Annotated in this window: 17 protein-coding genes; 6 read left to right on the forward strand and 11 right to left on the reverse strand. The window is 57.0% G+C overall.

Features of this window, described 5'->3' with window-relative positions; genetic code table 11:
• The 7 genes from AB5Y82_RS07425 to AB5Y82_RS07455 form a co-directional block, all read right to left on the reverse strand.
• Positions 1-1,483 (reverse strand): retention module-containing protein (locus AB5Y82_RS07425; protein WP_368173813.1); only part of this gene is annotated, 1,483 nt, incomplete at its 3' end.
• A gap of 263 nt (positions 1,484-1,746) precedes the next feature.
• Positions 1,747-3,672 (reverse strand): EAL domain-containing protein, encoded by a 1,926-nt coding sequence (locus AB5Y82_RS07430; protein WP_111899598.1) that lies wholly within the window; start codon positions 3,670-3,672, stop codon positions 1,747-1,749.
• Positions 3,673-3,675: 3 nt separating this feature from the next.
• Entirely contained in the window at positions 3,676-4,428 is a 753-nt protein-coding gene (locus tag AB5Y82_RS07435; protein ID WP_005350994.1) for a transglutaminase-like cysteine peptidase, read from the reverse strand.
• Positions 4,429-4,563: 135 nt separating this feature from the next.
• Entirely contained in the window at positions 4,564-5,889 is a 1,326-nt protein-coding gene (locus tag AB5Y82_RS07440) for a TolC family outer membrane protein (protein WP_005359768.1), read from the reverse strand.
• Between the two features lie 37 nt (positions 5,890-5,926).
• The gene (locus tag AB5Y82_RS07445) at positions 5,927-7,360 is read right to left on the reverse strand and encodes an HlyD family type I secretion periplasmic adaptor subunit (protein ID WP_005350982.1); all 1,434 of its coding nucleotides are present in this window, start codon (positions 7,358-7,360) and stop codon (positions 5,927-5,929) included.
• The gene (locus AB5Y82_RS07450) at positions 7,353-9,497 is read right to left on the reverse strand and encodes a type I secretion system permease/ATPase (protein WP_368173814.1); all 2,145 of its coding nucleotides are present in this window, start codon (positions 9,495-9,497) and stop codon (positions 7,353-7,355) included. The genes AB5Y82_RS07445 and AB5Y82_RS07450 overlap by 8 nt, the downstream gene beginning before the upstream one ends.
• A gap of 377 nt (positions 9,498-9,874) precedes the next feature.
• On the reverse strand, positions 9,875-10,804 hold the full coding sequence (locus tag AB5Y82_RS07455) for a TIGR01212 family radical SAM protein (protein ID WP_368173815.1): 930 nt from the start codon (positions 10,802-10,804) through the stop codon (positions 9,875-9,877).
• A gap of 611 nt (positions 10,805-11,415) precedes the next feature.
• Here AB5Y82_RS07455 and gltB point away from each other — a divergent pair.
• Together gltB and AB5Y82_RS07465 are read left to right on the forward strand one after the other, a co-directional pair.
• Positions 11,416-15,873, forward strand: a complete 4,458-nt coding sequence (gene gltB, locus AB5Y82_RS07460) for a glutamate synthase large subunit (protein ID WP_368173816.1) — start codon at positions 11,416-11,418, stop codon at positions 15,871-15,873.
• Between the two features lie 12 nt (positions 15,874-15,885).
• Positions 15,886-17,301, forward strand: a complete 1,416-nt coding sequence (locus AB5Y82_RS07465; protein ID WP_042056188.1) for an FAD-dependent oxidoreductase — start codon at positions 15,886-15,888, stop codon at positions 17,299-17,301.
• Positions 17,302-17,380: 79 nt separating this feature from the next.
• Here the strand turns inward: AB5Y82_RS07465 and AB5Y82_RS07470 are convergent, their stop codons facing one another.
• Positions 17,381-17,959, reverse strand: coding sequence for an O-methyltransferase (locus AB5Y82_RS07470; RefSeq protein WP_368173817.1), 579 nt, complete (start codon positions 17,957-17,959; stop codon positions 17,381-17,383).
• A 287-nt stretch (positions 17,960-18,246) separates the two neighbouring features.
• Between AB5Y82_RS07470 and AB5Y82_RS07475 the strand changes: the two genes are divergently transcribed.
• A complete protein-coding gene (locus AB5Y82_RS07475; RefSeq protein ID WP_323909921.1) occupies positions 18,247-19,542 on the forward strand; it encodes a DEAD/DEAH box helicase in 1,296 nt (431 codons plus the stop codon).
• A 98-nt stretch (positions 19,543-19,640) separates the two neighbouring features.
• Complete coding sequence (locus tag AB5Y82_RS07480) at positions 19,641-20,291, forward strand: DUF2913 family protein (RefSeq protein ID WP_368173818.1); 651 nt, start codon at positions 19,641-19,643, stop codon at positions 20,289-20,291.
• A 94-nt stretch (positions 20,292-20,385) separates the two neighbouring features.
• On the opposite strand, the gene AB5Y82_RS07485 is transcribed toward AB5Y82_RS07480, so the two are convergent.
• The 3 genes from AB5Y82_RS07485 to AB5Y82_RS07495 all read right to left on the reverse strand — a co-directional run bounded on the left by AB5Y82_RS07485 (position 20,386) and on the right by AB5Y82_RS07495 (position 23,247).
• Positions 20,386-20,625 (reverse strand): FeoC-like transcriptional regulator, encoded by a 240-nt coding sequence (locus AB5Y82_RS07485; protein ID WP_005350974.1) that lies wholly within the window; start codon positions 20,623-20,625, stop codon positions 20,386-20,388.
• Positions 20,622-22,892: a Fe(2+) transporter permease subunit FeoB gene (gene feoB, locus AB5Y82_RS07490; protein ID WP_216953328.1), complete on the reverse strand. Its 2,271-nt coding sequence runs from the start codon at positions 22,890-22,892 to the stop codon at positions 20,622-20,624. Before feoB ends, AB5Y82_RS07485 begins: the two co-directional genes overlap by 4 nt.
• A gap of 127 nt (positions 22,893-23,019) precedes the next feature.
• Positions 23,020-23,247, reverse strand: coding sequence for a FeoA family protein (locus AB5Y82_RS07495; protein ID WP_005337384.1), 228 nt, complete (start codon positions 23,245-23,247; stop codon positions 23,020-23,022).
• 119 nt (positions 23,248-23,366) lie between these two features.
• Between AB5Y82_RS07495 and AB5Y82_RS07500 the strand changes: the two genes are divergently transcribed.
• Positions 23,367-23,696, forward strand: a complete 330-nt coding sequence (locus AB5Y82_RS07500; RefSeq protein WP_040067739.1) for a translation initiation factor — start codon at positions 23,367-23,369, stop codon at positions 23,694-23,696.
• Between the two features lie 259 nt (positions 23,697-23,955).
• Positions 23,956-24,513, forward strand: coding sequence for a TMEM165/GDT1 family protein (locus tag AB5Y82_RS07505; RefSeq protein ID WP_005346773.1), 558 nt, complete (start codon positions 23,956-23,958; stop codon positions 24,511-24,513).
• The last annotated feature ends 100 nt before the right edge of the window (positions 24,514-24,613 follow it).

Below are 24,613 nucleotides of genomic sequence, written 5' to 3' on the forward strand. Positions count from 1 at the left end.
TCAGCCCGGAATCAACCAGACCGCTTTCCTCGTTCGCCACCGCCGTCAACACCAGGCCGTAACTGACCGCACTCACGGTCGCAGTGTCCGCTCCTCCCTGCGTGCTGTCGAAGCTGAACACGCCGCTGAAGTCAGCCACCGCACTGCCGCCTGCATCCGAGGTCAGCAGTGCGCCTTTCACGCCCTCTGTGTCTGGCTGATTGGCAACGATGCTCGGGACATCATCCAAAATAGTGATATCAAGGGTATCACTAGCCGTGTCGCCATCGCTATCAGTCAAAACGACACTAAAGCTCTCGCTCAAGGAGGTGTCATTGGCAGGTCTTGTGTGGTTTTCATTGTCGCCAAGGGTATAGCTGTAGCTGACTTGTCCTGCACCAGTCACAGGGTTGTAGGTCACCGCTGTAATTGTCAGGACATTTCCTAACGGGCTAATAATTGACAGGGGAAAAGAGGTAGCAGATTGACCATTGGTGATGAGCGTAACGTTACCCAGAGCAAGACTTTGGACACCATCCGGGGCATTGAAGGTAAACACCCCACTTTGAGTTAACGCGGCTGCGTTAGGTGCCGAACCGTCGGCCAAGTTGGCATCACTGACCAACACCTCCTCCCCTTCCTGAGTAAGCCCATCAAGACTTACCTCCTCATCTACCGGAGTAATGGAGATAACGAGTGTTGAAGTCACTGTATCCTGGCCATCAGTTACCTGATAGTTCACCGGGGGAACAGCGCCATCATAGTTAGGAGCAGGAGTAAAGGTATAGCTCCCATCCGGATTGATGATCAGCGTGCCCACTCGGGTAATGGTGGCAGCAACACCGGCAGGGACTCCGATATTGATACCCCAGTCATATGAAACGATAGAGGCATCAGCAGGTCCATCTGGATTGGTACTATTGTCGAGCAAATTCCCACTGACCTGAGTGTCTTCCAGGGTCACGGCGGTTTCGCCCAAATCATCAAGCTGATTTTCAAGAATCAAATCTTCGGCCTGATTTTCATTGATGACAGCGGCCGTATCGTAGGTGGTATCAAACCCTGCAGCCGCTATCGTGGCATCGCCTGTTCGATCAATTGTTACGAAACCACCATTACCACTGGCCCCCGCAACCCCACCAATACCACCACCGGCCGCTGGTGCCCCACCAGCAGCAGAAGCCTCAAAGTTTTGCGTCGGGTCAACACCCTGCAGAATCGATTCTTGCAATGCTGCAATATCTGAAGGAGCGCCTTCCTGGCTGGCCGCCAGTTGCGGTTGAGCAGGTTCAGCGGACTCGGAACCTGCCGGAACATCCGATGCAGGAGTATCGTCATAAGGGGAAAGAGCCAGCTTGGCGTCATCAGCTATGGTCAATTTGGCTCCGGGTCGGAGAATTTCCCCTTTTTGCAGAGGGCGGCTGCTTCCATCAGCCAGCACAATCTCCACATTGCCTTCTATAGCTGAGACAACCACGGACTTGTCGATGATTTGGGTACGCATATCCATTGCTCCAAGGTGACAGATCTTGATGTCTACACCGTAGAAGGAGATAGCGCGCTGTTCCGTTGCAAAAAAGCGTACGTTCGAGAGGAATTCAACAAATGGACGGAAAAAAATCGAAGAGTTGGAATTTCTTAATACAAATCAGAACCCTAGATACAGCCCCATTCAAGACTGACCTTGAGTTGGTTATAGAAAAATGGCGAAAAGATAAGTGACTGGTATAAAAAAGGCCCCTATCGGGGCCATTTTCAGCATTTAATTCAAGACAATGGGAAGGCAGGATGAACGAATCCCTGGTAACCATCGATATGCAACTTGGAAAGCAGTTCCACTTGATGTTGATCCTCGACGCGGGTCGCAATGGTGGTCACACCGGCATTGTGTGCGGCGCGACACACAGCCGCCAGGAATGAGGTGTCTGCCCCCGGCTCCATGACCTGACTGGTATAACCGTGATCAACCTTGACATAAGCCGGCGACAGCTCCTCCAGATAGCCCAGAGACTGGAAGTGACGACCATAGTGGTCAACCCCCCACTGGAAACCATGAGCTTGCAAGGTGCCAACCAACGCAGCCACGTTGTCTTTATGTTTCATGATGGCAGCTTCAGGTATTTCAAATAACAACCGCTCTTTGAGCTCTGCATGCTCGGTCAGATAGCGCGTCAGCCAGGTTAAAAATTCATCCAAGCAGAGCGAACCAGCAGTGATGTTGATCGCCAGTACCAGATCAGACTGTTTTTGCAGTAATGGAACGCAAGCATCGAGCACCGCCTGGTCAAACTCGCCACCCAATTTGAACTGTTCAATCGCGGGCAAGAACTGACCGGCAAAATAATCTGTGCCATCGCGAGAGATAGAAGCAAACAGCTCGGCATGCAACCTTGCTCCATTATCAAACCGGCAAGCTGGTTGGGCTTTGAAGCGCCAAAGTTGTCGTGAAATGGCATCTTGTACCAGATCTCGCCAGGCCAAACGCCCCATCAAACCTTGCTCGGTACCCCCTTCCATCACCACAGCACCGCGGCGTTCATTGCGCGCCTTGCCAAGCGCATTATCGGCTTTGGTCAACAAGGCAGAGAGATCATCATTGCCATCACGACCGGCAATACCAATGACGGAGAGCGCATCCCCTTCGCCCATTGGATTCACCACCAGATCGGCAATGCGGCTATTAATCACTTCAGCCAGCTCTTTTAGCTGAGTCAGATCGTCAGTTGGACAGAGCAGCGCATATTCCGTCGCGGAGATCCGTGCCAAGGCTGCGCCATCCCACCCTTTTAATTGCTCTTTCAAAGCCTGAGCTATCGATTTGACCATGTTGTCACGGGCAGCAAAGCCTTCATCGCGATAGATATCATCCAGCATGTCGACCGCAACCAGCATGACGCCACCTTGGCCAGCTTCCGCTATCCATGCGTTTACCTGACCCACAAAATAGGCTCGGTTGCCAAGCCCCGACACGGCATCGACATAAACCCGCTCACGCAATTTCTCGGCCTCATCGGCTTGCTCTTTGAACTGCAACGCCAACTTGCTTGAGAGGGTGTTGATCGCCTGAACGACCTGCTTTAATTCATGGGTTTTAGGCTCCGGGATCGTATGACCGAAATGGTGCAGCTCGATCTCGACGGCTTGATCACAGATCTGTTTGAGTGGCTTGAGCAAGTAGTTGAGTGCTCTCATCAACAAAATTGTGGTGATCAAAAAGCCGACCAGAAACCAGCTCGCCAGCTCGCTCATCCCCCGCCACAACTCGTAATAAGCCTGGCCAGGGTGACCCACTACTTTTAATTTTCCAAGCTGCAACCAGCCAGACGTCAGAATTGACTCGTTGGATACCTCAGGAAACAGACCCAAATTCACAAACCACTGCGGCACCCCCTGAATATTGTTGGTATTTTCCTGCTCGATGACATCCTTTGATGCAAGCAGGTCAAGGCGAACCAGTCGATAATAGCCGCCATCAAAAATAGCCTGGATCACCGACTCGGCACCGACCTTGTCACCGTTTTCCAGATAGGGGGTGAGCGCAAGCCCCAGTGAGGTTGCCGTATTGATGACCGTTGTTTCCTGTTGCTGCGCCAGATAAGTGCGGGTTGAATTGAATTGCACCCAGTATGTGGCCGCAAATAACAATCCAAACAGCAGCAGCATGGTGGCTAATAACTGTCGATAGAGCGTCATAGGTTAATCATCCAAATTCACCACTGGCCGAGCCAATCGCCCCGAGGTCATGCGATTGCGTAAATCATTCCATAATCCCAAGCGGGATGATTGACCAGCCAGTTCCCCTTGGCCTCGTGCCTTCATCAACCACAAGTGACTACCGTTAAAACTGTAAATAGGCACCAGATCTCGCCGCTGTGTGGCAGGGCGAATCGAGCCTATCAAATTATCCAAAATAACCGGAACGGAAGAGGGTGTCTCATAATATGCCACCACCATGTGAAACTGGTTGTAATCAAGTGCCTTGACGTACACCATCCGCATTTTATCATCAGGGATCCCAAGCTCGAGCAGCGTAGAGTATTTGGCGATACTGAAATCTTCACAGTCTCCCCCGGCGGCTCCCAAAAATTCCAGCGGGGTTGCCCAATAATCTTTTTTGCGCCACAACTTGATATCGTCAATAAAACGCATCCGATTGAAAAAATTATTAACCCGCTCAAGCTTTTTTTCTTCGCTCAGGGCCCTGCCCTTCGTCTCCATGACCAACATACGCCAACTGGTTACACGCTTGCCGGCTCTGGCGCCATAGGTCTGCTCCGCCCGCTTGATCAAGTTGAGATCTTCCTGTGGCAGAGGCTGGCTGGCACAGAGCAGAAGTGAGAAGGGTAACAGCAGGATCCATAAGGAGTGGCGCAGAGCGCGTAGCGATCGGTATCTCCATTCATTGAGAAGATAACACCATCTGCTACCGGTACCACGCTGGAGTGTCACGTCATATTCCTGCTGCATTATTACTGCTGCACTCCTCAAAGCCCGTACAACAACCTGCGTTAGCCAAACATGGTGACTGCCAGCAGCAGTCACCATGTTGGCGTTCATGATCCCTACGGGATCATGAACAAACGGTTATTGCCTGGCCTGCCATTCAGCGGGTTGTTTGACGCTAAATGCATTGAGCAGGCTGCCTGTCGCGTTGAGAATGCGATAGTCCGCCAGCAGTGCATCATACTCGGCAGTGATATAGCTGCGACGCGCCTCAAACAGTTCGTTCTCGGTGTTCAATACGTCCAGCAATGTCCGTTGACCCAACCCAAACTGCTTCTTGTACGCCTGTACGGTGTCATAGCTGGCGTCAACATGCTCTTTCAGGAAGGTCTTTTGCTTGGCCAACGACTCTTTCGCGTTCCAGGCCAGACGAGTGCCTTCCTCCACTTGGCGGAACGCATTCAAATGAATGTCTTTCGCCTGAGAGTAGAGCGCCGATGTTGCATTGCTCTCTGCCACATCAGAACCGCCACGGAACAGGTTGTAACGCATCCGCACCATTGCGGTCAGATCATCGTTGCGCCCTTTTACCGCATCGATATCCTCATTCCAGTTCTGATCGACCTCGAATGTTACATTCGGGTAGAAACCGGATTTGGCGCCTTCATGTTGATACTTGGCCGCTTCGATATCCTGCAGGGAAGAGAGCAGGGTCGGGTGGACTTCGGTCGCCGTTTTCAGCGCACTATCGAGGCTGGTCGGGATAAGCTCGGTATTGGGAACCGGCTGTACCAGATCTTTGGGAACCTCGTTCACGACACGAATAAATTCACTCTCTGCGTCGCGATAGTTGTTTTCAGCAGCAGCCTGATTTGAATAGGCTCGGGCAACACGCCCCTCAATCTGGGTCTGATCCGCAGTAGAGCCAAGCCCTGAATCAGTCCGCTTGCTGATGTCGCTACGGATCTGTTCGTGGGTTTCCAGGTTCTGTTTGGAGAGTTCCAGGATCTCCTGCTGACGCAGCATATTGAGGTAGACCTCAGCCACCCGCAGCGCGGTATTTTCAGCTTCGGAGATCATCGCCAGACGCTGGGCATTGGCTTCAGCTTCAGTTCGGGAGACGTTGTTGCTGACATCAAAGCCATCAAACAACATTTGCCGCAGGCTGAGTCCAGCCTCTTTGCGAGTCATGGAATCATCAATATTGCTGTTGGCGCTGGCAGCGCGGGTAGAAGGGCTGTCAGTTTTTTCATAACCTACGCCGCCACGCAGATCGATCGTAGGATAATAGCCACCCTTGGCTCCATCATGCTGATAGAGTCGTGCCTGATACAGATCAAACGCTTCCTTTATCTTGGGATGCGTAGCAAGTGTCTGTGCCACCGACTCTTCCAGAGTCTGGGCCTGACCCAAACTCGGGATCAGGATGCAGCCACTGACCAGCATGGCAACAATCGTTTTTTTCATGTTATCTCCAGTCATGTTTTGTTTTTAGATTGTTGGCTTATCGTTCTCTCAGTGCCGACTGCTTTGCCCGTAAAATCGGCTTAAGCAAATAGTCTAGGACACTTTTTTTACCAGTAATGATATCAGCACTGGCTAACATACCGGGGATGATGGGAAGTGCGTTAAGCTCATCGCCCAAGTAACTCTTCTCTGTTCTAACCCGAACCAGATAAAAGGAGTTCCCCTCCTCATCCTGGATCGAATCCGCACTTATCTGTTCAACCTTGCCATGCAATCCTCCATAGATTGTAAAATCGTAGGCAGTAATTTTGACGATGGCATCCAGCCCCGGTCGCAGGAAGGCGATATCTTTCGGCGACACCTTGGCTTCTACCAGCAAGGTATCCTCCAACGGCACAATCTCCATCAAATCCATGCCGGGCTGAACCACGCCGCCAAGGGTGTTGATCTTGAGTTTCTTGATGGTGCCCTTGAGCGGAGCAATCACGCTGGTCCGGTCGACCCTGTCTCGCAAGCCAACCTGCCCTTCTGACAACTGGCCAAGCCGCCCCTGTTTCTCATTCAGTTCAGTCTGGGAGTCTGCTCTGAACTTCAGCGCAATATCATTACGCTTGGAGATGGTCTCACGCAGTACCGAATTGAGTTTTGGGATCAGCAGACGGTTGCTCTCCAACTCCCCCTGCATCTCGTTGACCTGCCGCTCCAGCTTGATTAGCTCCACTTGAGGCACTATACCCTCTTTCGCCAACGGACGGCTAATATTCAGTTCCTGTCTGGCCAAATCCACACTGCGATTCACGGTGCGAATTTTGGCATTAAGTTCAATCAGCTCCTGCTCTTTCTGTTCGATTTGCTGACCAAGAATATAGAGCTGGTTCTTCAGGTTATTGAGGCGATCCCGCTGTACAGACCGCTCACGGTGTGCGTATTCGGCAAAAACGGTTTCATAACCATCGGGAAACTGGATTGGCGCTTCACCTACCACGACCTGTTCACGCCACCCCAGTGCCGGGTCGTTTTTCACCTCGACGCTGGCCATCTCGGCGCGCAGACGAGCCACATCCCCCTTTAGAGTGACTACCTCTTGCTCCCGTTCTCTAAAGTCGGAGCGGAAACGGGTGTCATCAATGCGCAGCAGAGGCTGTCCCTTTTCGACGATATCCCCCTCTTTAACGAAGATCTCTTTGACGATCCCCCCTTCCAGGTTCTGGATCACCTGCAGCTGACGGGACGGAATAACCTTGCCCTGACCCACGGTGACTTCATCCAGTTCGGCCCAGGCCGCCCAGACGATGGCACTCATGAAAAAGAGGAAACAGCACCATAGCAGGATACGAGCTCCGGTCGGCGTGGTCAGCAGTACAGCTGCCGCGCCGTCATCGACAAACTCCAGATGCTCGGGTGCTGGCAATACCTCGCCGGAAGGCGTCTTTTTGCTGCGCTTGAACCAGTCCATGAGCCCCTTAACCATGGGACACCTCCTGCACGCGCACCTTGCCTTCCTTCAACTGCTGTAACACCACCTCTTTGGGACCATCAGCAACGATCTGCCCCTGCTCGATGACGATCACTCGCGATGCCACATCCAGCATCGAGGTTTTGTGAGTGATGAGGATCAATGTGGTTTCCGGGCCCAGTCTGGCGAGCTCCTGTTTGACCTGCATCTCGGACTGATTGTCCATGTTGGAGGTCGGCTCATCCATCACCAGAATGGGGGGATCATTGAGCAGGGCGCGTGCCAGCAGGATCGACTGACGCTGGCCACCGGATAGCTGACGGCCCCCCTCGCCTATCTGCCGATCCAGCCCGTTAGGATCCCGGTTGGTAAAGTTGGTGACACCCGCCCGCTTGGCTGCGCGCAAGACTCTCACATCATCCACCAGCGGATTACCCAGCATGATGTTGTCCCGCACCGAGCCAAAGAAAAGAATGACATCTTGCGGAACACAGCCGATATTGCGACGGATCACCGCAGGTGGCAGTTGATCAAGTTCAAAACCGTCGATACGTACCGAGCCATCGGTCGGTCGATACAGCCCCATCAACAACTTCTCGAGGGTCGTTTTACCCGCCCCAATCCGGCCGATAATCGCCACCTTTTCGCCCGGCTGAATGCGCATATTGATATTGTGCAGGGTGCTGGTTTCCATGCCGGGATATTTGAAGGAGACATTCTCGAATTCAATGCGACCGGCAATCACCGGATGATGGATATATTGCTTGCCTTCCTCCTGCTCTCCCGGGGTTTGCATGATTTTTTCCAGAATATCCAGTGCTGACTTGGCCTGGTTATAACGGGTCGACAACACGGAGAGTTGTACCATGGGCGCAATGGCGCGGCTGGAGAGCATCACGGCGGCAATCATGCCCCCCATGGTGACCAAGCCTTCCGAGATCTGGTAAACACCGACGATCACTAGACCAACCGTCACCACCTGCTGGATATAACTGGCCAGCGAGGACATGGAGTTGGTAATGCGGCGGGTCTGTACGCCCCAGGTGGAAATATGGGAGACGGCCTGTTCCCAGCGATGCTGGAACATGCTCTCGGCGCCGAAAATCTTGACGGTTTCCAGCCCGGAAATACTTTCAATCAGGTTGGCGTTCTTCTGGGACGCAAGGCGTGACCCCTCTTCGATGGACTGCTTGAGAGGCTCCTGAATATAGAAGCTGTAGGCGATGAGGATCAGCATGGCGACGATGGGAACCACCACCATTACGCCTGCAAACATCCAGATAATAAAAAGGAAGAAGACGGCAAAGGGGAGATCGATAAGAGTAGAAACCGTTGCGGAGGTGAAAAACTCCCGCACCGACTCAAATTCCTGCAGATGTTTGGCGAAAGCACCGGTGGAAGCGGGACGAGATTCCATCCGCATACCCATCACCTTGGCGAAAATTTTGGCGGATAGCAGCACATCAGACTTTTTACCGGCAATGTCGATAAAGTAACTGCGCAACTGCCGCATCACAAAATCGAAGGTAAAGACCACCATGGCCCCGACAGCCAGCACCCAGAGCGAATCAAACGCCAGATTGGGCACAATCTTGTCATAGACGTTCATGGTGAAAAGAGGGCTGGCGATGGCAAACAGGTTGATCAGAATGGAGGCGATCAGCACATCGCGATAGATGCCGCGGGATTCGAACAAGGTGCTCCAGAACCAGTGTCCATCACGGGTTTCAAGCACCTTGGGCGAGCGTTCGTCAAACTTGAACTGCTTCTTTACATAGAAGAGGCGCCCCAGATACTCATCACCCAACTGGGCTGCGGTCAGCCATTGCGCGGCATCACCGGCCTGCGGGAAAATCACTTTCCCCTGGCTGCGATCTTCGTTCCACTCCAGCAATATACAGGCGCCACCACTGCGCATCTGCAATACACAAGGCAGCAGCAAGGGAGAGATATCAGCCAGTGGCTGGATCACTTCACGGGCGGATAACCCGCCCCGCTCGGCAGCACGGCAAAAGAGTGCGGTAGTCAGGCGTCCGGAGACCAGTGGCAACCCGGTCGTCAGGGCATCCTGACTGTTGGGCACACCATAAAAACGGGTCAAGAAGACCAGACACTCCAATAACTCATCAATACGACTTGTTTCTGCTTGCATAGCATCCTGTCACTGCATAAATGAGGTAGATAAGAGCGTTCATCGCTCATATTTCCCTGCTATAGCCACGCTAAAACCGAGTGGCCTTCCCGCTGATGAGACTGATCAGGGGATAAACCTGTCCAGATAGATCGCGACACTCATCGCCAATTTCCCGGCACAGCAGCAATGGCGGCATGATTCGTTATTGGTAAAAATAATCGGCTCATCAACACCATGCTAACACTGCAATCAGGGTGAATGTCGGAGTTAATTGATAATGACATTTATTATGGCGCACCACTATATCAACCGGCACGTACCAAAACTATAGTTTAGGGTATGAAGTTTTTTATATAACCCTATGTTTTACGTGAAAATAATAATCTGGTGCTCAATTATAGGTCAGGAAGTATGAAGGGTCTGCCCAACGCGTGACCTTGCGGGCCGCTCAATGAGAGTGCTTTGGCAATATCCGCCATGGCCGTCCAGCGATTTTCACACCAGGCTGGCGCCAACAGAGTTGGACGGCGCGCGGAGGCCGAAATCCGGTGATACACCACCTCGGGCGGCGTGTGCTGGATCATCGCAACTGCCGCCTCCACATACTGCTCCAGCGTCAATACCTCCAGTCGTCCAGCCTGCCACGCCTTGCCAAGGATACTGCCCTCAACCACATGGAGCGGATGCAGCTTAATCCCCTCAACGCCCGTCTCGACGATGCGATGCAGGGTATCGAGGCTGTCCATCGGCAGCTCACCCGGCAGGCCGACGATCAGGTGGGCACATACCTTGATGCCACGTTGATGAGCACGCGTCACCGCATCCACATAGGCGGCATAACCGTGCCCACGATTGATGCGCTGCAGGGTCTTGTCATTGGCACTCTGTAGCCCCAACTCCAGCCACACCTCGTAGCCTCGGGCCTGATAACCGGCCAACAAGTCCAGCACTGCATCTGGCACGCAATCGGGACGAGTCCCCACGCAGAGCCCCACCATATCGCTGACCGACAAGGCCTCCTCATACATCCGCTGCAGATATTCCACCTCGGCATAGGTGCTGGTATAGGCCTGAAAGTAGGCGAGATAACGCTTGGCGCGGGTCACTTCGTCCCGCCGGGCCAGCAGTTGTTGCACCACGGAAAGCTGTTGCGCCGATTCGTCGGCAAACGAAGAGACATTGCAGAAGGTGCAGCCACCACGACCCAGGGTGCCGTCCCGGTTTGGACAGGTGAAGGCGCCATGAATGGAAAGCTTGTGGATCTTCTGGCCATGGCGCTGCTTGAGATCCTGACCGAATGTATTGACGAGTTCGTGTAACTGCATGACACCTCCGCTAAAGGAGCGCCATTGTACGAGCTTGCGCAAAACAGGGGCTGAGCTGGATCAAGCTAGCAGAGAGGGGAAAACATATAAATACCCGACCAATTTTGAATAAATATAGAGAAAAAGCGCAAAAAAAGGATTTTTACAGTTCTTTGACGATTTAAACAGTAAACATCCATATGAAAATGAGACCTGATAACCCACTGTTGAACAATGAAAAATTCAAAGAGACCCGACAGCACACAATTGCAAGCATGGGATATTGAAAATGTGATCACTTCCGCTCTCGGTAGCATAGGGTTGGTAAAATTACTACATTCGCCCATCGTCGCCGAGCACACCATTGAGCCCGTCAATGGCGATATATTTAACCAACAAAATAAAACCACACAGAATAAACACTCCATAACTGCGAGCCAATCCCCCTAACCCGACATTTTGTTATGCGAATGTAACCATGAAGACAAACCTGACCTGCGATTGACCTCGCCAGAAAATCCCATTAGTTTGGAGATTCGCCACGTCAGGCAGACGGAACCACAAGAGCCAATCGCAATTTATGCAGTCAGGTGATGACTGTGCGATACAAGGCCGAGCAAGGGAGAAATGCAATGTCACTATATGATCCAAAGCTGGAGAGGGATAACTGTGGCTTCGGCCTGTTGGCCCACATGGAAGGGGAAGCCAGCCACAAGCTTGTCCGTCTCGCGATGTCAGCATTGGCTCGCATGCAGCACCGCGGCGGGATCTCCGCCGATGGCAAGACCGGCGATGGTTGCGGTCTGCTGCTGCAAAAACCGGACAGCTTCTTCAGAGCTGTCGCCGAGGAGAAGGGATGGCACCTTGGCCGCAACTATGCGGTCGGCATGCTGTTTCTCAACCCTGACCCCGTATTGGCCCAGCAGACCCGCGACATCATCGACGAAGAGCTGGAAAAAGAGACCCTGAGTCTGGTCGGCTGGCGCAAGGTGCCCGTCGATACCAACGTACTGGGTACCATCGCCAAAGCCTCCCTGCCCAGCATTGAACAGGTCTTTGTCAACGCCCCGCCCGGCTGGGTCGACAAGGATCTCGAGCGCCGTCTCTATATCGTGCGTCGCCGCATCGAAAAGCGCGTCAACGATGACTACTTCTACGTGGTCAGCCTCTCCAACCTGGTCACCGTCTATAAAGGGCTGTGCATGCCGGTGGACTTGCCGCGCTTCTATCTGGATCTCGCCGACATCCGTATGCAGGCGGCCATCTGCGTCTTCCACCAGCGTTTCTCCACCAACACCAGCCCGCGCTGGCCGCTGGCCCAGCCGTTCCGCTATCTGGCCCACAACGGCGAGATCAACACCATCGCCGGCAACCGCCAGTGGGCCAAGGCACGCAGTTACAAGTTTGCGACGCCGCTCATTCCCGATTTGCAGGAAGCGGCCCCGTTCGTCAACACCACCGGCTCTGACTCCTCCAGCCTCGACAATATGCTGGATCTCTTCCTCGCCGGTGGTATGGACCTGTTCCGCGCCATGCGCCTGTTGATCCCGCCTGCATGGCAAAAGCACCCGAACATGGATGATGACCTGCGCGCCTTCTACGACTTCAACTCCATGCACATGGAGCCGTGGGACGGCCCCGCCGGTATCGTCATGACCGATGGTCGCTACGCCACCTGCGCACTTGATCGCAACGGTCTGCGTCCGGCCCGCTACGTCATCACCAAGGACAAGTTCATCACCCTCGCCTCCGAGGTCGGCACCTGGGACTACACCCCGGACGAAGTGCTGGAGAAGGGCCGGGTCGGCCCGGGCGAGCTGTTCGTGGTGGATACCAGCAACGGCAAGGTGTGGACCAGCTTCGAGATCGATGACGACCTCAAGAACCGCCACACCTACAAGCAGTGGATGGATAAACATTGCCGCCGGCTAGTCCCCTTCGAGCAGATGGACGACAGCCAGACCGGTAGCCGCGAGTTCTCCGACGACCAGCTGAAAACCTATCAGAAGCTGTTTGGCTACTCCTTCGAGGAGCTGGATCAGATCATCCGGGTTCTCGGTGAAAATGGTCAGGAAGCGGTGGGCTCCATGGGGGATGATACCCCGATGGCGGTGCTCTCCTCCGGCCCGCGCACCCTTTATGACTACTTCCGCCAGATGTTTGCCCAGGTGACCAACCCGCCCATCGATCCGCTGCGTGAGAACCACGTGATGTCGCTGGCCACCTGTATCGGTCGCGAGCAGAACGTCTTCAACGAGACCTTCGGCCACGCCCACCGGGTGCTGTTCCAGTCACCGATCCTGCTCTACTCCGACTTCCACCAGCTGCTGGCACTGGAAGGCGAGTACTACCGTCATCAGGTGATCAGCCTCAACTTCAAGCCCGAAGAGGGGCTGGAAGCGGCCATCTTGCGCATCTGCGAGGAGGCCAAAACCGCTGCCAAGAGTGGCACCGTGCTGCTGGTGCTGTCGGATCGCGATATCAGCGCCGATACCCTGCCGATCCCGGCCGCCATGGCGGTGGGCGCGGTACAGCGCACCCTGGTGGACAACAACCTGCGCTGCGACGCCAACATTCTGGTGGAGACCGCAAGCTGCCGCGATCCGCACCACTTCTCGGTGCTGCTGGGCTTTGGCGCGACCGCCATCTACCCTTATCTGGCCTACGAAACCCTGGCCAAACAGGTTGAAGAGGGCGTGCTCACCATGTCCCTGCGCCAGGCCATGGTCAACTACCGCAACGGCATCAACAAGGGGCTCTACAAGGTGATGTCCAAGATGGGCATCAGCACGGTCGCCAGCTACCGCTGCTCCCAGCTGTTCGAAGCGGTGGGTCTGGCCAAGTCGGTGGTCGATACCTGCTTCCGCGGCGTATCGAGCCGTATTCAGGGTGCCGATTTTGCCGACATCCAGCAGGATCAGCACAATCTGGCCCGTCAGGCCTGGTTGATGCGCAAGCCCCTCCCCCACGGTGGCCTGCTCAAGTTCGTCCACGGCGGCGAGTACCACACCTATAACCCGGATGTGGTGCAGACCCTGCAAGCGGCGGTGCGCTCCGGCAACTATGCCGATTACAAAGAGTACGCCCGTCTGGTGAACGAGCGCCCGGTTGCCACCCTGCGCGATCTGCTTGCCCTGAAGAAAGTCGACAATCCGGTCGCGCTGGATCAGGTTGAGCCGGCCGACAAGCTGTTCCCCCGCTTCGACTCTGCCGCCATGTCCATCGGTGCCCTCGGCCCAGAGGCCCACGAGGCACTGGCTGTCGCCATGAACCGCCTCGGCGGTCAGAGCAACTCCGGCGAAGGTGGCGAAGATCCCAAGCGTTTCGGTACCGAGAAAAACTCCCGCATCAAGCAGGTGGCTTCCGGCCGATTCGGTGTCACCCCCCACTACCTGATGAACGCCGATGTAGTGCAGATCAAGGTGGCGCAGGGTGCCAAGCCCGGCGAAGGTGGCCAGCTGCCCGGTGACAAGGTCACCGCCCAGATCGCCCAGCTGCGCTATTCCGTGCCCGGCGTGACCCTGATCTCGCCGCCGCCGCACCACGATATCTACTCCATCGAGGATCTGGCCCAGCTCATCTTCGACATCAAGCAGATCAACCCGAGCTGTCTGGTGTCGGTGAAACTGGTCTCCGAGCCTGGCGTTGGCACCATCGCCTGCGGCGTGGCCAAGGCCTATGCCGACTTCATCACCATCTCCGGTTATGACGGTGGCACTGGCGCCAGCCCCCTCACCTCGGTCAAATATGCCGGCTCCCCGTGGGAGCTGGGCCTGGCCGAGACCCAGCAGGCGCTGGTGGCCAACGGTCTGCGCCACAAGGTGCGGCTGCAGGTGGATGGCGGTCTCAAGACCGGCCTCGACATCATCAAGGCGGCCATCCTCGGCGCCGAGAGCTTCGGTTTTGGCACCGGCCCCATGGTGGCACTCGGTTGCAAATACCTGCGGATCTGCCACCTGAACAACTGCGCCACCGGCGTTGCCACTCAGGATGAGAAGCTGCGTCGCGAGCACTTCACCGGCCTGCCGGAGATGGTGATGAACTACTTCAAGTTCATCGCCGAAGAGACCCGCGAACTGATGGCCCAGCTCGGCGTCACCCAGCTGACCGACCTGATTGGCCGCACCGATCTGCTGGAAGCCCTGCCCGGCCTCACCGCTCGTCAGGCCAAGCTGGATCTCTCCGGCATTCTGGCCCGTCCGGTTGCGCCGGCAGGCTCCAGCCTGTTCAGCCAGCAGCACAACCCCACCTTCGACAAGGGGCCGCTCAACCTCAAGATGGTGGAAGATCTGCTGGAAGCGGTGGAAACCTCAAGCGGTGGCGAGTTCCGCTACGACATTCGCAACACCGACCGCTCGGTGGGTGCGCGCCTCTCGGGCGAGATCGTCAAACGTCACGGCAATCAGGGGATGGCGGCGGATCCGGTCAAGGTGCACTTCAACGGCACCGCAGGCCAGAGCTTCGGCGTCTGGAACGCGGGTGGCCTTGAGATGATCCTCACCGGTGACGCCAACGACTATGTGGGCAAGGGGATGACTGGCGGCAAGCTGGTGATCAAGCCCCATGTCGGCGTGGCGTTCAAATCCCACGAAGCAGCCATCATCGGCAACACCTGCCTCTACGGCGCCACCGGCGGCAAACTCTACGCCGCAGGCACTGCCGGCGAGCGTTTCGCGGTGCGCAACTCCGGCGCTCTGGCGGTGGTCGAGGGAATTGGCGACAACGGCTGTGAATATATGACCGGCGGCATCGTCACCGTGCTCGGTCAGACCGGCGTCAACTTCGCGGCGGGCATGACCGGCGGCTTTGCCTACGTGCTCGACGAATGCGGCAACTTCGCCAAGCGCACCAACCCCGAACTGGTGGAACTGCTGGACGTGGCGGATCTCACCATCCATCAGGAGCACCTGCGCGGCATCATCACGGCGCACCTCAATGAGACCGGCAGCTCGCGCGCCGAGGAGATCCTGGCCAACTTCGACTCCTATGTGCCCAAGTTCAGGCTGATCAAACCCAAGTCCAGCGACGTGAAATCGCTGCTGGGTCACACCAGCCGTTCCAGTGCAGAACTCAGAATCCAGGCGCAATAAGGAGGGAACCCTATGAGCCAGAACGTATTTCAGTTTATCGATGTCCAGCGGGTTGACCCGCCCAAGAAGCCGCTCAAGATCCGCAAAATCCAGTTTGTGGAGATCTACGAGTCCTTCAATCAGCCGCAGGTACAGATGCAGGCGGATCGCTGCCTCGAGTGCGGCAACCCCTACTGCGAGTGGAAGTGTCCGGTCCACAACTACATCCCCAACTGGCTGAAGCTGGCCAAAGAGGGGCGCATTCTGGAGGCGGTTGAGCTCTCCCACCAGACCAACAGCCTGCCGGAAGTGTGCGGTCGGGTCTGCCCGCAGGATCGCCTCTGTGAGGGCTCCTGCACCCTCAACGATCGCTTCGGCGCGGTGACCATCGGCAACATCGAAAAATACATCACCGACAAGGCGTTCGAGATGGGCTGGAAGCCCGATCTCTCGAACGTGGTCAAGACCGGCAAGCGGGTCGCCGTCATTGGCGCCGGCCCTGCGGGTCTCGCCTGTGCCGACGTGCTGGCACGCAACGGCGTCACCCCGGTGGTGTTTGACAAGTATCCGGAGATCGGCGGCCTGCTCACCTTCGGCATCCCATCCTTCAAGCTGGAAAAAGAGGTGATGCAGCGTCGCCGCGAGATCTTCCAGGGAATGGGCGTGGAGTTTCGACTCGAGACCGAAGTGGGCAAGGACATCACCTTCGCCGACCTGCTCGGCGAGTTCGATGCGGTCTTCCTCGGGGTCGGCACCTACAAATACATGAAGGGCGGCTTTGCCAACGAAGAGGCGCCGGGAGTCTATGACGCTCTGCCCTACCTCATCGCCAACGCCAACCGGTTGCTGGGGTTCGAGAAGGCGCAAGCCGACTATATCGACTTCGCTGGCAAGCAGGTGGTGGTGCTGGGCGGTGGCGATACCGCCATGGACTGCGTGCGGACCGCCATCCGTCAGGGGGCTGACAAGGTGATCTGCGCCTATCGCCGCGACGAGGAGAACATGCCGGGCTCCAAGCGGGAGGTCAAAAACGCCCGCGAGGAGGGGGTTGAGTTCATGTTCAACCTGCAACCGGTAGCGGTCGAGCTGGATGCCAACGGTCGCACCGTCGGCATCAAGGTGGTGAGCACCGAGCTGGGTGAACCCGATGCCAATGGCCGCCGCAATCCGGTGGTCATCGAGGGCTCCGAGCAGGTGTTGGCCGCCGATGCGGTAGTGATGGCGTTTGGCTTCCAGCCCAACCCCCAACCCTGGATGGCGGAGTTCGGCATCGAGCTCGATAACCGGGATCGCATCAAGGCGCGCGAGCAGGCGGAATATGCCTTCCAGACCAGCAACCCCAAGGTGTTTGCCGGTGGCGACGCGGTACGCGGCTCCGATCTGGTGGTGACCGCCATCTACGAAGGGCGCAAAGCGGCCGAAGGGATCATGGACTATCTGGCGGTCTGATCCGACCGACCAAGACCCTGATGCGCTTTCACAATCAGCCTCGCCAATGCGGGGCTGATTTTTTGTAGCTACCCACCCCCTACAAACGCACCACCAGCCACTCCCCCTTGCCGACCGGCACCAGCGAGGTGGCAAAGGCCGGATCCTGCCCGACCTCGTTCATCCACTCCACCATCTCGCTGCGATGGGAGATGGCGTTATCGACCACCAGCAGGCCACGGGGTGCCAGCAGGCGGCAGATCTGTGGCCACCATGCCCGGTAGTGCTGACGATCCGAATCGAGGAAGATGAGCTGATAGCCGGCTTGCGGCAAGGTCGGTAACAGCTCGCCTGCATCCCCTGCCAGCAATGTTACCCAGGGGGCCAGCCCTGCCTGCTGAAAGTTGTCATGGGCCAGCACGCGCTTATCCTCATCCAGCTCAATGGTGGTCACGTGCCCCTCCAGCCGACGCACAGCTTCTGCCAGCCAGAGTGTGGAGTAACCATTTGAGGTGCCGATCTCCTGCACCGCCTGCGCCCCACGGGTCTGCACCAGCACTGACAGCAACTCCCCTGTGTCACGAGTGATATTGAGCAACTTGCGCTGGCGAGCCTGCTGCATGCTGTCATTGCGCTCGCCCAGCTGCTCCAGCTGGCGTTTTAACTGTTCCAGATCCAACGATATCCCTTTCGTCCTTGCCCAAAACCGTTATCCCACTGCTCTTGGCTTGGTCTTTGGGAGTCAAATGATTGCTTTCAACCGCCATTCACACCACAAAGGATGAGAAAAGGACAACCATTTGAGGCAGAATTTGTGACGTCTATCTGTTACACTTCGCGCCCGCCATTTTCCGGCTCACTCTCTGACTTGATGTCAGGCGCAGCCGTCGGTGGTTACAACCTCCGTCTCGCTCATGCCGAGCTAACCAAGCCAAACACAGCCCAGCTGGAACACAGGAACCCATTATGAGATTTGAATCGTTCGATTTTGCCCCCGAGATTTTGCGTGCTGTCTCAGATTGCGGTTATCAGGAGATGACCCCTGTGCAGCAACAGGCGATCCCGGCCATTCGCCGTGGCCGCGATGTGCTGGCCAGCGCCCAGACCGGTACCGGCAAGACCGCCGCCTTCGCCCTGCCCATCTTGCAGCGTCTGGTAGACAATCCGGCTCCGGTCCAGCCTTCCAACGCCCGTGTGCTGATCCTGACCCCGACCCGCGAGCTGGCGGCTCAGGTAGCGAGCAACATCAATGACTTCGCCAAGTATCTCGATATCACCACCATCACCATCGTCGGCGGTGGCAAGCAGGACGTGCAGGCCAAGAAGCTCAAAGCGGGCGCTCACATCATTGTGGCCACCCCGGGCCGTCTGCTGGAGCACCTCACAGCCTGCAACCTCAGCCTCTCCGGCGTCGAGTGTCTGGTGATGGATGAAGCGGATCGCATCCTCGACATGGGCTTCAGCGCCGACGTGCAGAAGATCCTGCAAGCGGTCAACAAGACCCGTCAAAACCTGCTCTTCTCCGCCACCTTCTCCGATGCTGTGAAGAAGCTGGCCAACCTGATGCTGGATCGCCCGCAGATCGTCAGCGTCAACAAGCAGAACTCCACCGCCGACACCGTCAGCCACACCGTCTATCCGGTCGAACAGAAGCGCAAGCGCGAGCTGCTCTCAGAGCTGATTGGCAAGCAGAACTGGCAGCAGGTACTGGTGTTCGCCAGTACCCGCGAGAGCTGTGATGTGCTGGTCGAGGAGCTGAACCTCGACGGCATCAAGTCCGCCGTTGTCCATGGCGAGAAGGCCCAGGGCAACCGTCGCCGCGCCCTGCGCGAATTCATGGAAGGCAAGGTACGGGTACTGGTCGCCACCGAAGTGGCCGCCCGTGGTCTGGACATTCCGAGCCTGGAATACGTGGTCAACTATGATCTGCCGTTCCTGGCGGAAGATTACGTGCACCGCATCGGTCGTACCGGTCGTGCCGGCAAGCGCGGCATGGCCATCTCCTTCGTCAGCCGTGAAGAGGAGCGCACCCTGCTGGAGATCGAGGCCCTGATCGGCCAGAAGATCCGTCGCATCATGGTACCGGGCTATGAGGTGAGCAGCCGTGACGAGCTGATCAAACAGCTGCAGGAGCGTCGTCGCTTTGGCAAGCGCCCGCAGCGTGGAGATAACGCCGTAGCCCAGGTGATGGCCGAAGCCAAGCTGCAGGGTCAGCGCCTCAAGCGTCTGGCTGCAGCCAAGAAGCCCCGTCAGCCGAAATAAGGCGGGCAGTTGCTCTATTGAACCGCAAAGGCGCCACTGGCGCCTTTGCCATCTCTGTCATCGGTGTTGGCCCCTGGTGGTCAACTCAAGGATTGCTTATGACCTCTCCTACCTACAATCAGGCCCTGCTCGAGATGGCCACCCAGAGCCTGGCCGAACTGGCCCGCACCGCCGAACAAAAGGCGGGCAAGCGCACTCCGGCGCAAGAGAGCCACTTTCTCTGCTCCTGGATGGCCGACGCCCTCAAGGAGAAGCGCTTCTCCCGTCTGGTGATGGAAGATTTGAAAGCTTGGGTGCAGCTTGGCCGCACGCTGGGTGCGGGCGCCGATCTCAAGGGATTGCTGGAGCGCATCGCCTTCCAATACCAATGCGCCATGACCAACCCGCAACAACTGGGGGCCAAGCTGGCAGCCCTGCTGGATGAGCTGACGGCAGCAGGCTGGCTGGTGCTGACCGAAAGCGAGGTGAATGCCAAGCTGCGCCTACAATCTGGCGGTCAGGCCAGTCTGGTGGTAAGCCATAGCGAATATGCAGGCCATATCGAGGACGGTGAGCTTGTCAAACCCCTCACCCTCTATGTGCGCGGTGACGAGAAGGTGCTAGCCGAGGCGGCCTTCAAACACGGCCTGCTGCTGAGCCAGGGCAACAAGAAGACCACCCTGGTCAAACACCACAAGGCCTACCGGCTGATGCCGGACAACGCCCAACCGGCGCTGGCACTGCTGAGCGAGACTCGCCAGAGCGCCTGACCTCGCCTGTTTTCAGCAATAAAAACGGCAGACCCTTGCGCAGGGTCTGCCGTTTTTTATTGTTCGATGTTTGGTGATGAGGTTGGGTAGTCGTTTAGCGGATCTTGATGCCAATCTGGCCCGCGTCACACCACTCGAACATCACCTCCTCGCTCTTGCCGCAGCAACTGCCACCACAGACACGGCTTTCACGCTTGATGACCCGCCCCTTGCGCATCCAGACGCCGAGCATGGCCTCCACCGCATCTTCCGAGGTGTGGAAGTGGCGAGCCAGATCACGCCGACTCACCTTCTGCTGCGCGGCGAGGTAATCCCCCAGCTCGCGCAGGATCATAAGGTCACCACCTTGCGGGCAACGATGTCACCGTGACGGCGACCGGCCCACCAGAGCAGTACCAGAGAGAGGCCATAGCTGACGATCCAGAACAGGCTCTGCTCCGGGTGAGCGGCGAAGGTGGCCACCTGATAGAAGAGGGTGGCGCACATAAAGGCCATGTAGTTGCACCATACCGCCGTCATCAGCGCCCACTGGCGACCGGTTTCCCGCACCAGCGCGCCCATGGCGGCGGCGCAAGGCATGTAGAGCAGCACGAACAAGAGATAGGCGAAGGCACCGGCCGCCCCGTCGAAGTGGGTCTGCATATTGCCGTAGGTGGAGACATCTACCTCCTGCGCCTCGGCGGCAGCTTTCTGGTCGTCAAGGTTGCCAACATCAAGCCCCATGGGGTCACTCGGGTTGATCTCCGCCAGATTGGCCGCCACGGCATCGATCGCCTCGTGGAAGCTGGCCACCAGCGAGAACTCACTCTCCTCCTCTGCATCGCCACCACCGGCGTAGAGGCTGTTGAGGGTACCGACCACCGCCTCTTTGGCGAAGATACCGGTGACGATACCGACTGTGGCCTGCCAGTTGTCATCGCGTACACCGATGGGGTGCAGCACCGGGGTCACCGCCTGGCTGATCTTGCTCAGGACCGAGCTCTCCTGCTCCTGATGGCCAAAGCTGCCATCGGTACCCAGGGAATTGAGCACGCTCAGCACGGCAACCACCAGTACGATGGTTTTACCGGCGCCAAAGACGAAGGATTTAAGCTTCTGCCAGGTCTTGATGGCAACGTTGACCGGACGCGGCCACTCGTAATCCGGCATCTCCATCAGCATGGAGTCGCTCTTGCCCGGCAGCAGGGTGCTGCGCAGCAACAGGCCGGTGAGCACCGCCACCAGAATGCCGATGAGGTAGAGACCGAACACCAGGTTCTGACCTGACTCGGGGAAGAAGGCCACCGCAAACAGGGCGTAAACCGGCAGACGGGCACCGCACGACATGAAGGGGGCCATGGCGGAGGTCATCAGCCGCTCCCGCTCGGAGTTGAGGGTACGGGTCGCCATCACCGAGGGGACGGTACAACCAAAGCCCATCAGCATCGGCACGAACGCCTTGCCCGGCAGGCCGAGGCGGCGCATCAGGGCATCCACCACGAAGGCGGCACGGGCCAGATAGCCGGAGCTCTCCAGCACCGCGAGGAACAGATAGAGGCAGCCAATCACCGGAATAAAGGTGGCGACGGTCTGCAAGCCGACACCAAAGCCATCAGCCAGAATGGCGCCCAGCCACTCGGGGGCATTGACCAGCCCCAGCAGGTGGTGCACCCCATCGACAAACAGGGCGCCGCCCATGATGTCGAAGAAGTCGATAAAGGCGCTGCCGACGTTGATGGCAAACAGGAACATCAGGTACATGACAAACAGAAAGAAGGGGATGCCAATCCAGCGATTGAGCAGCACCCGATCCAGCCACTCGCTCTGGGCCTCGGTGAGCTTGCCCTTCTGCTGACGAGCCTGTTGTACCCACTGGTGGATATGGCCGTAGCGAATATCCGCCAGTTGCAGGTCGATATCCTGTCCCTGATGGGCGCGAGCCACTACATTGGCGGCGGCCGCCTGCTGACCGGGCAGCAGGGTCTCCTGCATCACCGCATCCTCTTCCAGCAGGCGCAGGGCGCGACCACGAGCAGTGAGGTGATGCGGGGCGAGCAGGGTCTCCAACTCCGCCAGATCGGTTTCAAGCGCGTGGCCGTAATCGAGCTGCAAGGCGGCTTGCGGCTGACCGATAAACTGCCGGATCTGCTGTTTGAAGGCGGCAACCTGCTTGCTGTTGTGGGCAGAGAGGGCCACTACAGGGCAACCGAGGGATTTGCCGAGCTTGCTCTCGTCGATGACGATGCGGCGCTTTTGCAGGATATCCAGCTTGTTGAGCACCACCACCATGGGCAGGCCCAGTTCGCGCAGTTGCAGCGTGAGGTAGAGGGAGCGCTCCAGATTGGCGGCGTCGATGACGTTGAGCAGCAGGTCGGGTTGTTGGCCCTGGGCAAAGCGGCTGGCGATCTGCTCGTCCAAGCTGCCATCCTGACTGGCCAGGCTATAGATGCCGGGCAGATCCATCAGCTTGAAGTGATGTTCACCCGCACTGAACTCACCCATCTTCTTGTCGACGGTGACGCCGCTCCAGTTGCCTACCTGCTGGCGGGCGCCGGTCAGGGCGTTGAACAGGGAGGTCTTGCCGCTATTGGGGTTACCTACCGTTACCAGGGAATAATTCATACCAGCTCTACCTCTATTTTCTTCTGAACCCGCCGCGTGTGTGGCAAGCCGCTTTGCAGGTTCGACTTCTTGTCTCTGAACCGATCCCGGTGACGTTTCTTGACCGGAGCGGTAGCCGAACAGGGGGTTATACCGGCTCGACTTCTATTTGCTGGGCCAGACTCTTTTGCATGGAGAGACAGATCCCCTGGCACTGGATCTGGAGCGGGTCCCCCAGGGGGGCGGAGCGCAGATAGATGACTTCAGTCTGGGGCAACAGGCCCATCACCATCAGTTTGCGGCGCAGCGGCCGGGCGAGCTGATTCATATTCTTGATGCGAGCACTCTGTCCCGGTGACAACTGCGTGAGTACCATGACTGACTCCTGAAGTTAAACAATAATAATTCGCTTTTACTTGGGGCATTATAAGCTGTGTCTTCAACTTTTATTTGAGTAAAATCAAACTCCGCTTAGCTAACCCATAAAGTAATGCCATGAGTCACGACAACAACAGCCGCCTCGTTTACAGCACAGATGGCGGCATGCTCAAGGAGCAGAGCGCTCCCCAATCCGCCTCCCCCTTCCCCACCGACGGCACCGTGCGCATTCGCCGCGAGACCAAGGGGCGCAAGGGTGCCGGGGTGATCACCATTCATGGCGTACCCGCCGATCAGCAAAAATCCCTGGCCACCCTGCTCAAGAAAAAGTGCGGCACCGGAGGCGGTATCAAGGAGGGAGTGATCGAGATCCAGGGGGATAAACGGGACCTGATCAAAACCGAGCTGGAGAAAGCCGGTTTCAGCGTCAAGCTGGTGGGTGGCTGATCCCCTTGTCACTCATGCGGTTTTTCCCTAGAATGCCCGCTCCCATCGAGGGGGAGTAGTCTCGCACGCCGGTGCCATCCATTGCATGAATACCGGTTTGCGACCCTGATCAACATACTTGGTGCCAAATCACCATGGTCAGGGTGATCCATGCCAGCCATGGATTTGACAAGACCTTTGACGGGCCAGTGCCAATACCGGGGACGGATGGCGCAGGCTTGTCTTTGGTTTATAACAATTCCGTCCCCCGGTCATTTTTATGGAAGCTTTGTTAACCTCAACCCTCAGCGTCGCTATTGCCGAAATCGGCGATAAAACCCAGCTGTTGGCGTTGCTGCTCATCTGCCGTTTTCGCAAGCCCTGGCCCATCATCGCCGGCATGCTGGCGGCTACCTTGCTCAACCATGCGGGCGCTGCCTGGATTGGCGAGTTCATCAGCCGCTGGCTCGATCCCAAGATAATGACCTGGCTGGTCGCCATCGCCTTTATCGCCATGGCTATCTGGATTTTGGTGCCGGACAAGATGGATGACGAGGAGAGCCCGCTCGATAAATACGGCCCCTTTATGGCCACCTTCGTGCTCTTCTTTATTGCCGAGATTGGCGACAAGACCCAGATTGCCACCGTGCTACTGGCCGCCAAGTATGACTCGCTGGTGCAGGTCATTACCGGTACCACCCTCGGCATGATGCTGGCCAACGTGCCTGTGGTGCTGATCGGCAAGCTGGGGGCAGACAAGCTGCCGCTCAAGGGGATCCGCATCGCCTGCGCCATCCTCTTCGTCGGCCTCGGGGTGAGCACCCTGATCTTTGCCTGATGGCCCGTACCCGATGACCAAGCCCTCCCCTGTGGAGGGCTTTTTTGTTTACTGCTGTGTCTATTGCGTAACCCGCTGTCGCAACCACCAGCCGTAGAGC

The sequence above is a fragment of the Aeromonas sp. s13 genome, from assembly GCF_040907905.1.
Classification (GTDB): Bacteria; Pseudomonadota; Gammaproteobacteria; order Enterobacterales; family Aeromonadaceae; genus Aeromonas; species Aeromonas veronii.

Bases quoted from the DNA above. Each gene is read 5' to 3' on its own strand.
- feoB (WP_216953328.1), bottom strand. From the start codon at position 22,892: ATGAATTATTCCCTGGTAACGGTAGGTAACCCCAATAGCGGCAAGACC.
- AB5Y82_RS07450 (WP_368173814.1), bottom strand. From the start codon at position 9,497: ATGCAAGCAGAAACAAGTCGTATTGATGAGTTATTGGAGTGTCTGGTC.
- AB5Y82_RS07455 (WP_368173815.1), bottom strand. From the start codon at position 10,804: ATGCAGTTACACGAACTCGTCAATACATTCGGTCAGGATCTCAAGCAG.
- AB5Y82_RS07485 (WP_005350974.1), bottom strand. From the start codon at position 20,625: ATGATCCTGCGCGAGCTGGGGGATTACCTCGCCGCGCAGCAGAAGGTG.
- AB5Y82_RS07445 (WP_005350982.1), bottom strand. From the start codon at position 7,360: ATGGTTAAGGGGCTCATGGACTGGTTCAAGCGCAGCAAAAAGACGCCT.
- AB5Y82_RS07480 (WP_368173818.1), top strand. From the start codon at position 19,641: ATGACCTCTCCTACCTACAATCAGGCCCTGCTCGAGATGGCCACCCAG.
- AB5Y82_RS07500 (WP_040067739.1), top strand. From the start codon at position 23,367: ATGAGTCACGACAACAACAGCCGCCTCGTTTACAGCACAGATGGCGGC.
- AB5Y82_RS07495 (WP_005337384.1), bottom strand. From the start codon at position 23,247: ATGGTACTCACGCAGTTGTCACCGGGACAGAGTGCTCGCATCAAGAAT.
- AB5Y82_RS07430 (WP_111899598.1), bottom strand. From the start codon at position 3,672: ATGACGCTCTATCGACAGTTATTAGCCACCATGCTGCTGCTGTTTGGA.
- AB5Y82_RS07505 (WP_005346773.1), top strand. From the start codon at position 23,956: ATGGAAGCTTTGTTAACCTCAACCCTCAGCGTCGCTATTGCCGAAATC.
- gltB (WP_368173816.1), top strand. From the start codon at position 11,416: ATGTCACTATATGATCCAAAGCTGGAGAGGGATAACTGTGGCTTCGGC.
- AB5Y82_RS07465 (WP_042056188.1), top strand. From the start codon at position 15,886: ATGAGCCAGAACGTATTTCAGTTTATCGATGTCCAGCGGGTTGACCCG.
- AB5Y82_RS07440 (WP_005359768.1), bottom strand. From the start codon at position 5,889: ATGAAAAAAACGATTGTTGCCATGCTGGTCAGTGGCTGCATCCTGATC.
- AB5Y82_RS07475 (WP_323909921.1), top strand. From the start codon at position 18,247: ATGAGATTTGAATCGTTCGATTTTGCCCCCGAGATTTTGCGTGCTGTC.